General features: G+C 57.1%; 11 protein-coding genes. 7 read left to right on the top strand and 4 right to left on the bottom strand.

Annotated elements, in window-relative coordinates; genetic code table 11:
- Positions 1-71 precede the first annotated feature (71 nt).
- Positions 72-3,491, bottom strand: coding sequence for an indolepyruvate ferredoxin oxidoreductase family protein (locus tag ACR0AA_RS07430; RefSeq protein WP_480661556.1), 3,420 nt, complete (start codon positions 3,489-3,491; stop codon positions 72-74).
- A 171-nt stretch (positions 3,492-3,662) separates the two neighbouring features.
- Here ACR0AA_RS07430 and ACR0AA_RS07425 point away from each other — a divergent pair, with 171 nt between their 5' ends.
- The 7 genes from ACR0AA_RS07425 to grxD all read left to right on the top strand — a co-directional run bounded on the left by ACR0AA_RS07425 (position 3,663) and on the right by grxD (position 11,744).
- On the top strand, positions 3,663-4,568 hold the full coding sequence (locus ACR0AA_RS07425; RefSeq protein WP_239335382.1) for a LysR family transcriptional regulator: 906 nt from the start codon (positions 3,663-3,665) through the stop codon (positions 4,566-4,568).
- 278 nt (positions 4,569-4,846) lie between these two features.
- Positions 4,847-7,111, top strand: coding sequence for a mechanosensitive ion channel family protein (locus ACR0AA_RS07420; protein WP_480661554.1), 2,265 nt, complete (start codon positions 4,847-4,849; stop codon positions 7,109-7,111).
- A gap of 69 nt (positions 7,112-7,180) precedes the next feature.
- Positions 7,181-8,302 (top strand): BamA/TamA family outer membrane protein, encoded by a 1,122-nt coding sequence (locus tag ACR0AA_RS07415; protein WP_480755759.1) that lies wholly within the window; start codon positions 7,181-7,183, stop codon positions 8,300-8,302.
- Between the two features lie 87 nt (positions 8,303-8,389).
- On the top strand, positions 8,390-10,549 hold the full coding sequence (gene purL, locus ACR0AA_RS07410; RefSeq protein WP_480755758.1) for a phosphoribosylformylglycinamidine synthase subunit PurL: 2,160 nt from the start codon (positions 8,390-8,392) through the stop codon (positions 10,547-10,549).
- Between the two features lie 136 nt (positions 10,550-10,685).
- Complete coding sequence (locus ACR0AA_RS07405) at positions 10,686-10,922, top strand: BolA/IbaG family iron-sulfur metabolism protein (RefSeq protein ID WP_480661549.1); 237 nt, start codon at positions 10,686-10,688, stop codon at positions 10,920-10,922.
- A 182-nt stretch (positions 10,923-11,104) separates the two neighbouring features.
- Positions 11,105-11,395 carry a hypothetical protein gene (locus ACR0AA_RS07400; protein ID WP_480661547.1) on the top strand — a complete coding sequence of 97 codons (291 nt, stop codon included), beginning with the start codon at positions 11,105-11,107 and terminating at the stop codon, positions 11,393-11,395.
- On the top strand, positions 11,382-11,744 hold the full coding sequence (grxD, locus tag ACR0AA_RS07395) for a Grx4 family monothiol glutaredoxin (protein ID WP_480661545.1): 363 nt from the start codon (positions 11,382-11,384) through the stop codon (positions 11,742-11,744). The genes ACR0AA_RS07400 and grxD overlap by 14 nt, the downstream gene beginning before the upstream one ends.
- Here grxD and ACR0AA_RS07390 read toward each other — a convergent pair whose 3' ends face one another.
- From ACR0AA_RS07390 to ACR0AA_RS07380, 3 genes are read right to left on the bottom strand one after another with little or no spacing between them, the layout of a single operon-like run.
- The gene (locus ACR0AA_RS07390) at positions 11,745-12,095 is read right to left on the bottom strand and encodes an MliC family protein (protein ID WP_480661543.1); all 351 of its coding nucleotides are present in this window, start codon (positions 12,093-12,095) and stop codon (positions 11,745-11,747) included.
- Positions 12,092-12,487 (bottom strand): cell division protein ZapA, encoded by a 396-nt coding sequence (locus ACR0AA_RS07385; RefSeq protein ID WP_480755755.1) that lies wholly within the window; start codon positions 12,485-12,487, stop codon positions 12,092-12,094. The genes ACR0AA_RS07390 and ACR0AA_RS07385 overlap by 4 nt, the downstream gene beginning before the upstream one ends.
- Positions 12,487-13,284, bottom strand: a complete 798-nt coding sequence (locus ACR0AA_RS07380; protein WP_480661539.1) for a hypothetical protein — start codon at positions 13,282-13,284, stop codon at positions 12,487-12,489. Before ACR0AA_RS07380 ends, ACR0AA_RS07385 begins: the two co-directional genes overlap by 1 nt.
- Positions 13,285-13,376 lie beyond the last annotated feature (92 nt).

The following is a 13,376-nucleotide window of genomic DNA, read 5'->3' as shown; positions in this document are numbered from 1 at the left end:
CGGCTATTGGCTACTGCTAGATAAGTGTAAGTAACAATTTTGCCTAGTTATCGTGACAGCGTTGTGACGAATTATTCCGCCGCAGTCCGCATTTCCGGTCCGCCTTTACGGACGGCTGACAGCAATTCCTCTCGTCTTTTTGCAGCTTTAGCTTCGTTTTCGCGTAAAACAGGCCCAAACCCCCTGATTTCCAACGGCAAACTGGCCAATGCAACAACCGCATCGCGAGATTCAGGTGTGATCAAAGGTGTTATCTCTTCCAGATCGCGTTCATATTGCCGGATTAAAGCCCGTTCCATCCGCCGTTCTGCGCTGTAACCAAAGATGTCCAGAGGTGATCCGCGCAGACCTTTTAGCCTGGACAGAAGCTTCAGCGGGCCCAACATCCATTCGCCGAATGTTCGTTTACGCGGACGACCATCGGAGGCTTTGCCACCCAAAATCGGCGGCGCGAGGTGGAAGGTCATCTTGAAATCTCCGTCAAACTCAGCCTCGGCCTGCTCTCGGCTGCTCAGAAGCAGACGCGCAACTTCGTACTCGTCCTTGTAAGACAGCAATTTGTGATACCCCTTGGCAACGGCTTCACGGATAGAAGCATCTTCGAAGCTATCAACAAGTCTGCGGTACCGTTTTGCCAAACGAGCACTTTGATAATCCGTCAGATGCCGCGCCCGGAACTCGATCAACTGATCCAGCGTCTTAGGCAGTTCGGCCAATTTCGGCGTCAAGATTTCGCTGACCTCACCGGGATGCAGAACCGCCCAGCGACCGATGTCAAACGCGCGTTTGTTGCGCTCAACAGCGGTTCCGTTCAGCTCAATCGCCTTGATTACGGCCTCATGGCTGATCGGCAGCAGGCCGCGTTGCCACGCCGCGCCAAAGACCATCATGTTGGAGTAAATCGAGTCGCCCATCACGGCACGCGCGAGCTCTGTGGCATCGAACAGAGAAATATCCTCTTTCAGCCGTGCTTGCAGTGCCAGTTCCAAACGATCGCCAGGGATCTGGAAATTCGTGTCCCGCGTGAAGTCACCGGTCACCGTTTCATGGCTGTTGACGACCGCACCAGTCTGCCCTGTCCGAGTCAGCCCAAGGGTCTTCGCGCCGGCAGATACGACAAGGTCACCACCGATCAGCGCATGTGCTTCTCCGGTCGCCACCCGAATGGCGCTGATGTCTTCGGGTTTGTTCGCCAGACGACAATGGATGTGCACCGCGCCGCCCTTTTGGGCCAGTCCTGCCATCTCCATCATCCCGGCACCTTTGCCGTCGATCTGGGCTGCCTGCGCCAAGACAGCCCCCAAAGTCACAACTCCGGTTCCGCCTATGCCGGTGATCACCACGTTGTGGGTGCCTTCGATCACCGGAAGTGTGGGCATCGGCAGGTCGGGCAGATCAATCTCGGTGGTTGCCTCCTTACGGATTTTGGCACCCTCCAAGGTTACGAACGACGGGCAAAACCCGTTCAGGCATGAGAAATCCTTGTTGCAGCTGGATTGATCGATGGCACGCTTCCGGCCCAATTCCGTCTCTTTCGGAATGATCGAGACACAGTTCGACTGAACACCGCAATCGCCGCAGCCTTCGCAGATGTCCGAGTTGATAAACACCCGTTTGTCCGGATCCGGAAACGCGCCGCGCTTGCGACGCCGACGTTTTTCCGCCGCGCAGGTCTGAACGTAAACGATGACGGATACGCCCTCGATATCGCGGAACTTCTTCTGCACGTTCATAAGCTCGGCGCGTTCAAAAGTCTCCACGCCCGAAGGCAAGGCCTTGAGGTTCACGTCTTCTTTTTCGTCATAGACTAAAGCCACGTCCTGAACGCCCATGGCCTTGACCTCGGCTACGATCCGCTCTGCAGTCAGGTCGCCATCGTTACCCTGCCCGCCGGTCATGGCCACGGCGTCGTTAAACAGTATCTTGAAAGTGATATTGGTCCCCGCCGACAAAGCCGCCCGGATCGCCTGAACGCCCGAATGGTTGTATGTGCCGTCGCCAATGTTCTGGAATACGTGATTGGTCGTTGAAAACGGTGCTTCGCCGATCCAATTCGCGCCCTCACCGCCCATCTGCGTGAAACCGGTCGTTTCCCGGTCCATCCACTGCACCATGTAGTGACAGCCGATCCCTGCATAGGCACGGCTACCTTCCGGTAGTTTGGTCGAACTGTTATGGGGACACCCCGAGCAGAAGTAGGGCAACCGGGTTGCGATTTCCTCGGCATTGTCAGCCCGACGGGCTTCGGACAGTTTGGTCATCCCGGCGCGAACACCATCGGTGTCCCGGCCTTCTTCGATCAGAATGTCCCCCAACTTTTCGGCGATCATGATCGGATCCAGCGCGCCCCGCGTCGGGAATAATTCTTCGCGGTGCAAGGTCCCTGCACCGCCTTTGTACCATCCATAAACACGGCGACCGCGGCGGTCATCAAAGATGGTCTCCTTGACCTGAACCTCGATTAGCTTGCGCTTTTCCTCAATGATTACAATCAGATCCAGCCCTTCGGCCCAGTCCCGAAACCCCACCATGTCCAGTGGAAAGGTCTGTCCGATCTTGTAGGTGGTAATCCCCAGGCGCTCGGCCTCGACCTCATCGATGTTCAACAACGACATGGCGTGGGTCAGGTCCAGCCAATTCTTGCCCGCTGCCACAAACCCGATCTTCGCACCCGGCCTGCCCCAAACGCGCTTGTCCATCTTGTTGGCGCGCGAAAATGCCTCGGCCGCGAAGCGTTTGTTATCGATCACCCGTGCCTCTTGCAGGTGCGGCGTGTCGACCAACCGAATGTTAAGCCCCCCTTCGGGCATATCGAATTCTGGTGTCACCAGCTTCATTCGGTCAGGGCTGCCATCCACGACTGATGTGACCTCAATCGTGTCCTTCATCGTCTTCAAGCCGACCCAAACTCCGGCAAACCGGCTGAGTGCGAAACCGTAGATACCGTAGTCCAAAACCTCCTGAACACCCGCAGGACTGACTACCGGCATATACATATCGACCAAGGACCATTCGGACTGATGCAACACGGTCGAGCTTTCACCCGTATGATCGTCACCCATCGCCATCAAGACGCCGCCATGCTTGGCCGTACCCGCCATGTTCGCGTGGCGCATCACGTCGCCGGAACGGTCTACGCCCGGCCCTTTGCCGTACCAAAGACCGAATACGCCATCGAACTTACCATCGCCGCGCAGTCCCGCCTGCTGGCTGCCCCAAAGCGCCGTTGCGGCGAGGTCCTCGTTCAAGCCGTACTGAAAAGTAACATCGCTTTCGGCCAGTTGTTTCTGGGCGCGCGTCATCTGCTGATCTACAGCACCAAGGGGTGAGCCGCGGTAACCGGTGACCAGCCCCGCTGTGTTCAGTCCCGCTTGTCTGTCGCGGGCCTTTTGCATCAGCATCAAACGCACCAGCGCCTGCGTCCCGTTTAGAAGAACAGGGCTTTTCTCCAGATCAAACCGGTCGTTTAGCGATATCTGTGGCTGACTCATCAGACGCCTCCCCTCGTCAGATCAGTATGCTTCATTCCTTCACATTTTAGGTCAAAATACCTGACCTGTATAGCGCTTACCGCACTGTTATCGTAACGTTTCACCAGTTTGATTGTAGAACTTGTTACCTATTTCATATAGGGCTTCGAAAGGATCACGAAAGTTGCGGCGATGGATTGGGACAAGCTAAGGATATTTCACGCGGTTGCCGACGCGGGCAGCCTCACACACGCGGGAGACAAACTGAACCTGTCTCAATCCGCAGTTAGCCGGCAGATACGAGCACTTGAAGAGTCGCTCGATTCGACCCTGTTTCATCGCCACGCACGTGGCCTGATTCTGACTGAACAAGGCGAACTTCTGTTCGACGCGACATCGGCCATGTCCAAACGACTGGACGCCGCCGCTGCCCGCATTCGTGACAGTGAAGAAGAAGTTTTCGGCGTGCTGCGCGTCACAACGACCTTTGGCTTTGGCACCCTTTGGCTCGCCCCGCGCTTACCGAAACTGTACGAGCAATACCCCGACCTCAACATCGACCTGATGCTGGAGGAACGTGTTCTGGACCTGCCCATGCGTGAGGCTGATGTCGCCATCCGCATGAAAGAGCCAAGCCAGGCCGACCTTGTGCGCAAGCGCCTAATGACCGTGCAGATGCAGCTATACGCAACACAGGGATACATCGAGGAACACGGTACGCCTGCAACGCCCGAAGAAATTTCCAAACACAGGTTGATTTGTCAGACCCCATCCGCTCCGCAAGTGGGCGCCAGCGCGATGATGGTCCGGCATCTTATGACCTTCAATCCCACCTCTTTGTTGACGGTCAACAACTACTTTGGCGTTTTGCAGGGTGTGTTGCACAACCTGGGCATCGGTGTGCTGCCGGATTACGTAACACAGGACTTTCCGCATCTGGTTCCGATCCTGTCGGATATCGAAACGGCGGATGTCCCCGTTTACCTTGCCTACCCCGAAGAATTACGCCACTCAAAACGCGTCGCGGCGTTCAGAGACTTTGTTCAGGACGAGATCATAGCTCAGCGCAAGCAATTGAAGCAGATGGGAAAACTATAGCTATGCACCAATAGCATAGCGGGAATGACCTGCGATCAGTCTTAAAACTCTTGATAGTTCACAAACCGCCACCTAAATCGGCAGTCGAAGGCGGTGATGCTGAAACGCTCATCATCTTCATACCTCCCTGTTGGACTACGGCCGAGCTTAGTGCTCGGCCTTTTTTTTGCCTGCGGCGTGCATTTATCGGTCCAGCGGGCGAAACATCTGGGAAAATCCGACACTTAAGCCTATGATCACGAAAAAACTATCAAGACTTAAGGTCGAGGACAGATTCGATGTTTCACCCCATTCGCCTTTTAATGGCGTTGATTTCCGTTGTTCTGCTTTCGGGGCCGGTCCTCGCGCAGACAACCGGCACCAGCAGTGCGCCTGCCACTATCAGCATTCCCGAGGACCTGACCCCTGAGCAGGTGGACGATCTGGTCGCGCGCATGTCCGACGACCAGGTCCGCGCAATCCTGCTGGAGCGCTTGGATGCCGTCGCGGAAAAACACGCCGCAGAGGCAGCTGATCGTGAAGACCCGATAACGGAACTCAACGAGATTTGGGCCGAAATGGTGGCATCGTGGACGCATGTTGCGGTCACGATACCGAACCTCTTCACAGCGCAGGTTCAAGCGGTCGAGACCTTTGTCGGCACCTTTGGGACCACCGGCGCACTATCTCTTTTGGGATTGATCTTAAGCGTCCTGGTCGTCGGGTTCGTTGCGGAAAAGCTGTTCGGCTTCCTTACCCGCAATTGGCTTCGCGGGGTCGAAGCGGCCGATGAAAACGACCTGTGGGGGGCAGTCAGATACCTGTTTCGCCGTTTCTGCCGCGAAATCGCAGGACTGGTCGTGTTTTACGTCGTTATCCGAGCGCTGGGACGCGGCCTTCTGACGCCCGAACAAATCATCTACGCCGCGCCCTTTGTTTTCTACCTGATCTGGATTCCCCGATTGGGAGCTGCCGCCTCCCGGTTCATTCTGGCTCCGAACAAACCGCACTATCGGCTGGTAAATATTGATGATCATTGGGCGAAATACCTGCACCGTAATCTGATTGGCCTTCTGTTCCTGATCGGTTTCACGCTGTTCATTCTTCATTTCAACGAACTGAACGGCATTACCGGCCGTGAAACACGTATCGGATTCTGGCTGAACGCTGCGACCCACATCTATATTGGAGTAATAGCCTGGAAAGCCCGCGAGGGGCTTTCGCAAATGATGTTGGGCACAGACCCCGATCACACCAAGTTCGACGAGGAAGTTGCTCATTATTACCCCTATTTCGCCATCGGCGTGTCGGCGGTGATCTGGTTGCTTGTCGAGTTCCTGGTCGCACAGCGCAATCCGGTTTACCTGCATATGCTGGTTCAGGGCGCTCACTACACCACCATGTTCTGGCTGCTGATCGCGCCAGCGCTGGACACGTTGATACGCGGATTGGTCCGCCACTTGCAGCCGCCGATGATGGGTGAAGGCCCTGTGGCCGAGCAAGCCTACAAGTCGACCAAACGCAGCTACATCCGCATCGGCAGGGTGTTGGCCGGTATTCTGGTCATTCTGATGATTGCCAGAGCCTGGGACCTTGATCTCAGAGAGATTGCGGGCGGCCGGGAAGATTCCGGTAGTCAACTGATCCAGTTCTTCATCATCATCGCGATCGGCTACATTCTGAACGAGGTCGTATCGCTCTGGATCAACCGCCGTCTGGCGAAAGAACAGACCGCAGCCGAGCAAAGCCCAGATGAAGAAGCCGGTGAAGGCGGCGGGTCGGGCGGCTCGCGTCTGGCCACGGTTCTGCCGCTGTTGCGTGTGACTGCTCAGGTCGCCATCGCGGTGATCTTTGTCCTGCTCGCCCTCGGGGCGCTGGGTCTGGACATCACACCGCTGTTGGCCGGTGCCGGTATCCTGGGTCTGGCCATCGGTTTCGGTGCCCAGAAACTGGTCTCGGATATCGTTGGCGGGATTTTCTTCCTGATCGACGATGCCTTCCGCGTTGGAGAATATGTTGATGTGGGCGGCACCACCGGCACCGTCGAGAAAATCTCGATCCGCTCGATGCAGTTGCGTCACCACCGCGGGCCTGTGCACACCATTCCTTATGGTGAAATTCAGAAGCTGACCAACTACAGCCGTGACTGGGTCATTATGAAGCTGAAGTTCACCGTGCCTTTCGACACCGATCCGAACAAGGTCAAAAAGATCTTCAAGAAAATCGGCGCCGAGATGATGGAGGACGAGACCCACAAGGACGGCTTCCTGCAGCCCTTCAAATCTCAGGGCGTGTTCGACTTCGATGATGTCGGCATGATCATCCGCGGCAAGTTCATGGCAAAGCCGGGCAAGCAGTTCACGCTGCGCAAGGAAATCTTCAACCGGGTCAAGGCGGCCTTTAAGGAAAACGGCATCGACTTTGCCCGTCGCGAAGTTCGTGTCGCCATCCCCGGGTTGGATGAGGCAGAGCATGTGAGTGAAGAACAGAAGGCTGCAATCGGTGCAGCGGCAGGTGACGCCGTAGCGCAACAAGCGCAGCAACAACAAGAAGCGAAGAAGTAACTTCTCTAAACGAGCGGCCCCAATCGGGTCGCTCGCTTCGGTTTTGGACTGACCATAGAAGAGGCCGAAATGCTTCGCGCCGCAATCCGGACAGCCCTTTTGGCTTTACCTGCCCTTTACCCGAGCAAAACAACTGCACAAGAGCCAAGCGGTGTCGTCGATGTGCAAACAGGTGGCCTAGGTGGGACGACGGACGACAACAATATCGGGTTCCGTAGCGGCTCGGTTATTGTGGCCCCAATTCCTTTTTCGAATCCCACCATCGGATCCGGTCTCATTCTGGGGGCTGGTTATCTGTTTACGATTGATCCGGGGTCAAAACCTTCGGTCATCGGGATTGCCGGGCTGAAATCCGACAATGGAAGCACCGCCGGCGGCGCGTCTATCAACCTCGCTTTCGGTGGCGACAAATGGATTATCAAAAGCTTGTACGCCCGGGCTGACGTCCGCTACGACCTGTTTACGGACATCGGCGTTCTTCCAATCCAACAGGACGGCGACCTTGCAAGGCTAAGCGTATCGTACGGCGTAACGCCTGACCTGTCCTTTGGCCTGTCGCTTCGTTACCTCGACACGATGATCTCGCCAGAGTTTCCGGGCCTTCCGCCCATTCCTCCGCCGTTCGATCAGTTTCTCGAAACAACATACGGCAATGTCGGCCTTGTGGCCGATTGGGACACGCGCGACGATACGATCTACGCGCAAACAGGGTTCAACCTGCATGTCGAAGCGTTTAATGGCTATTCGCTGAAGGGATTGCTTGACGATTACTCAAAGGTTTACCCGAATTACACGCACTATCTGAACCCAACACAACAAACGGTCGTCGCGACGCGGCTATCCGTCTGCGGGTCGTCATCCGGAACTCCGTTCTTCGATCAGTGCGGTCTGGGCACGGTGGATGCATTCCGGGGATTCTCGGCGACCCAATTTCTTGATTTCTATTCCACGTCGCTCCAGATTGAAGCCCGCCAGCGTCTGACCAAACGTATCGGCATGGTAGCCTTTGCGGGCACCGGTCTGGTCGGATCAAGCTTTAGCGATCTTGGTGACGGGGGTGCTCACTCCGCCTATGGCCTCGGAGCGCGCTATCGGGTGTCGAAGAAGTTCCCGCTGGATTTCTCGGTCGATGTCAGCCGCAACGATGAACAGGAAAACAACGTGTATATTTACGTCGGTCAGAGGTTCTGAACGGCCTGCGCCCTCTTGACCCTTCCCACCGGCGCGACCTTGCCGTAAAAGGCCCGCAATCTCGGCCACCCTGGACAAGGACAGACGATGCAAGAGCCCGCCATCACCCCGGATCTGATTGCCGCACACGGGCTTAAGCCCGACGAATACGATATGATCCTCGAGATCATCGGGCGCGAGCCGACATTTACCGAACTCGGCATCTTCTCGGCCATGTGGAACGAGCATTGTTCCTACAAGTCTTCCAAAAAGTGGCTGCGGACCCTGCCAACCTCTGGCCCTCAAGTCATCTGCGGACCGGGCGAGAACGCTGGTGTAGTTGATATCGGCGACGGCCAGGCTGTGGTGTTCAAGATGGAAAGCCACAACCACCCGTCCTACATCGAACCCTATCAGGGCGCGGCAACCGGTGTTGGCGGCATCCTGCGAGACGTTTTCACCATGGGTGCGCGCCCCATCGCATCCATGAACGCACTGTCCTTCGGTGAACCCAGCCACCACAAGACCCGTCAGTTGGTCAACGGTGTGGTCGAAGGCATCGGCGGTTACGGCAACTGTTTCGGCGTACCATGCGTCGGCGGCGAGGTTCGCTTCCATCCCGCATATAACGGCAACTGCCTTGTAAACGCATTCGCTGCGGGTCTGGCCGACAGCGACAAGATTTTCTACTCGGCGGCATCCGGCGTCGGCATGCCCGTTGTTTATCTGGGTGCAAAAACAGGCCGCGACGGTGTTGGCGGTGCTACCATGGCTTCGGCCGAGTTCGACGACACCATCGAAGAAAAGCGCCCCACCGTTCAGGTTGGCGACCCCTTCACCGAAAAGCGCTTGATGGAAGCCACGCTTGAGCTGATGCAGACAGGTGCCGTGATCTCAATCCAGGATATGGGCGCGGCAGGCCTGACCTGCTCGGCTGTTGAAATGGGCGACAAAGGTGGTCTGGGCGTACGTCTGGATCTGGAAAACGTCCCCCAGCGCGAAGAGGACATGACTGCATATGAAATGATGCTGTCCGAGTCTCAGGAGCGCATGCTCATGGTCCTCAAACCCGAGCTTGAAGCCGAAGCCCGCGCCGTTTTCGAGAAATGGGACCTGGATTTCGCCATCGTCGGCGAAACTATTGCCGAAGACCGTTTCCTGATCGTCCACAATGGCGAAGTCAAAGCCGATCTGGTTCTGTCCAAACTTTCTTCGACCGCGCCGGAATACGACCGCCCATGGGTCCCCACGCCCGAAGCAGAAGAATTGGCCGAGGTCCCTCAGATCGACCCGATTGACGGTCTGCGCGCCCTGCTCGCCTCGCCCAACTACGCGGGCAAGCAGTGGGTGTACGAGCAGTACGACACTATGGTCATGGCAGACACCGCCCGTACGCCGGGCCTGGGCGCTGGCATGGTTCGCGTGCACGGCACCGACAAAGCCTTGGCCTTCACCAGCGACGTGACGCCCCGCTACGTCCGCGCCAACCCGGTAGAGGGCGGCAAACAGGCGGTGGCCGAGGCATACCGCAATCTGATCGCAGTCGGGGCCAAACCTCTGGCCACCACCGATAACCTGAACTTCGGCAACCCCGAAAAGCCCGAGATAATGGGTCAGTTCGTCGGCGCGATCCAGGGTATTGGTGAGGCCGTTGCTGCACTGGATATGCCAATCGTGTCGGGCAACGTATCGCTGTATAATGAGACCGACGGTCAGGCGATCCTGCCGACGCCGACCATCGGCGCTGTAGGTCTGCTGAACCACACCGACGAAATCATCGGCAATGAGGTCCGCGAGGGCCACGTCGCTCTGGTGATCGGCGAAACTAATGGTCACCTGGGTCAATCCGCCCTGTTGGCCGAAGTGTTCAACCGCGAGGACGGCGACGCCCCGCATGTCGATCTGGACGCCGAAAAGCGTAACGGCGACTTCATCCGGGCCAATCGCGAGATGATCAAGGCCTGCACCGATTTGGGTGATGGTGGTCTTGCGCTGGCGGCGTTTGAACTGGCCGAGTCCGCAGGCGTCGGTGTTCACCTCGATGAAGCCTCGACCGAGTTCCTGTTTGGCGAAGATCAGGCTCGCTATCTGGTCGCCTGTAACTTTGATCAGGCCGAGGCCCTGATGATCGCCGCCGGTCAGGCTGGCGTTCCCCTTGTGTCGGTCGGCCGCTTCACCGGCGACAGTGTTCGCATCGGAAGCTCTGAAGCCTCGCTTGTGGATATGGCAGCCACATTCCGCAACAGCTTTGCTGAGGCCGTCGCCTAAGCATTGAGCAGGCATTCAAACACAAAACCTGCGCCTGTTCCGGTGCAGGTTTTGTCGTTTCAAGGCCCCTATCACACCCTTGCGCGCCCTGCCCGGGCGCTCTACATCTTGATAAATACCTTCAGGAGTTACCTACATGCCGATGAGCGCCCACGAAATCGAACACCTGCTGCGCGAAGCCTTTCCCGATGCGGAAATTCAGGTCGGCGGGCAGGACGGTGTACATATGTCCGCCATGGTCGTGGACGAGAGCTTTCGCGGGAAAAACCGGGTCCAGCAGCAACGTGCCGTCTACGCGGCTCTGAAAGGCAAGATGGATGGTCCGGATGGAGAGCTGCACGCGCTGGCGTTGACGACGAAAGCGCCTGAATAGTGGATGAACCGGTCGGATGGGTTCTGCTGCGACTAACCTTTCTGATCATTGATATTGTAAACTTCATAGCCACCTTGTTCTGTGATCTGTCGAAACTACTGAGATACCGCCCCAGGTATTGGCGCGTCACGAGGAATATGAGGCGGCGCGAGTACGAACGACGCAAAAGGTGAGTGCCTAAAATGAGTGCCTGGCTGTTCTGGATAGGTGTACCCGCAGCATTGGTAGTTGCCGCCGCGCTGATCGAAGCCTATGTGAAGCGCAACAGAAAGCGTAACCTTGCCGATATGCGCCCAGACCCGGACAAAATCAGCAAGGTTGGTGGTATCGAACGATACGGGCTGGATCCGCTGGCCCTGGCGCAAGCCGAACACAGGCGGCTGGAGGAAGAAGGATGGACCTCTACCCCGTCACAGAACGAAACGACCGCCCCGGATGCGGGTGAAAAGGACAAGCAAGATGACCGACGTTAAAACTCAGATCGACGAAACCGTCAAAGCCAACGATGTGGTGCTTTATATGAAAGGCACCAAAGAGATGCCGCAGTGTGGGTTCTCGTCCCGCGTCGCCGGTGTTCTGAACTATATGGGCGTAAACTATGCCGACGTGAATGTTCTCGCCGACGAAGAAGTCCGTCAGGGTATCAAGGATTACTCCGATTGGCCGACAGTGCCCCAGCTTTACGTTAAGGGTGAGTTCGTCGGCGGTTGTGACATCATCACCGAGATGACCTTGTCGGGCGAGTTGGACACGTTGTTTGACGAGAACGGCGTTGAGTACAGCAAAGAAGCCGCCGACAAGATCCGCGAAGCAAACGCCTGATCAGCGACTGGTACAGTTTTCCAGAACAACCTGCTCACTGGTGGCCCCCCCGGTCGCCAGAAAGCTGACCGTGGCGTCCCAGCCTTTGGAACGCAAGATGTAAGACCCGGCGGTTCCTTGGGATTCATAACGGATGCCAGACCCGCTTGGCACTTGTTGGAGGGCAACCAATTGGTTGTCCACCATCATGGCAGCGGCACCCGATCCGTCAGGCGCATTGAAATACGCAACCTGCAACGGAATGCCATTCTCGCAGGTGAATGTGACCGGCAGGATGTCCATTTCGGCCCATGCCAAACTGCCCTGCAGACTGATCAGCCCGGCCACGGCGCCCGTTTTCAACACGTTCATTTTGTAGATTTCTCCTCGATCACCGTCGCCAGCGCTTCGGCACGCGCAGCCAGTTCGGCCAGCGTATCGGTCACGGACGGTGGAACGACGGCAACTTCAATCCGCTCGGGTTCTGGTTCCGGCCTGTTGCGCAGAGTCTGTAGTTCTGCCTCGATATCTGACAACTTGGCTTCGGCTGCCTTGAGCTTGTCGTCCATTGCGGCGGTTTTGTCAGCCAGCATAAGCCCGGCCATCAGCAGCATTCGCGCTTCTGGCATCCGACCGATCTGATCAGACAAGACCTGCGCCTCGTCATCCAGCATTTTTGCCGCAGTCGTCAAGAACTGTTCTTCGCCTTCCTGGCACGAGACATCAAAGCCGCGCCCACCGATATGAATGGTCAATTCGGGCATCACTCTACCTCTCCCTCAGCCAGCTTTGCCTTCGACAGCAACGGCTCCAGCCGGGCCAGCACGGCCTGAGCTTCGGCGGCGTCCGTGGCCTGCGCGGCCTTTGTCGCCTCAAGCTCGGCCGCTGTGGCACGGTTCAACAGTTCGGCATCCGGCAGGCCATTTTCGCTGGCGGCCCGCAGTTCGTCGACAGATTTGCGCAATTGCTCGTTTGCCTTGCGCATACGTTGCAGGTCATCGTCCAAACGCGACATCGCCGCTCCATGGCTGGCACGTTCGGCGCGCAGCATCTCAAGCTCGGCGTTAAGTTCGGCCACGCGTTCGCTATCGGCCAGTTCCGAGCGCAGTTGCGTATTTTCGGCTTCAAGCGCCTGCGCCTTGTTGGCGACGGTCTTAAGTTCTTCGTTTTCCGCTTTCAGAACAGCGAGTTCGCCCTGGCTTTCCAACGCGGCCTTAGCCTCGGCCAACTCTGATCTTGCTGCTTCGACTGCCGCAAGCTTCGTGGTGGCCTCGGACAACTGTTGGCGCAACGCCCCGTTTTCCGGGTCTTCAATGGGAGCCGCTTTCAGGCTTTCCATGTCGGCGCGCATCGCGTCGACCTCTTTCTCATGCCGTTCCTTGAGAGATATCAATCGTTCTTCAAGCTGGGCGTTTGCAACACGTTCATCTTCCAGAGCCACGCGAAGTGCGGTGTCTTCACCACCACCAGCAGGCGCCGCGTCCCGCAGAGCGTCGACTCCGGTTCCGATCCTCTCCATCGCGGCAACGATACGGCGCTGTAATTCTTCGATCTGGCTCATGCCCCTGCCACCTCTTTACCAAGGTTCACTTTTTCTCGGGCCGTCCGAATCAACAAAGCCCGTGTCTTGGCCTAGTCTAACCGAATGGAACG

This window comes from Ruegeria sp. CE8, assembly GCF_056537465.1.
Note: the sequence above shows the minus strand (reverse complement) of the source record. Positions and strands in the feature narration are given on the sequence as shown.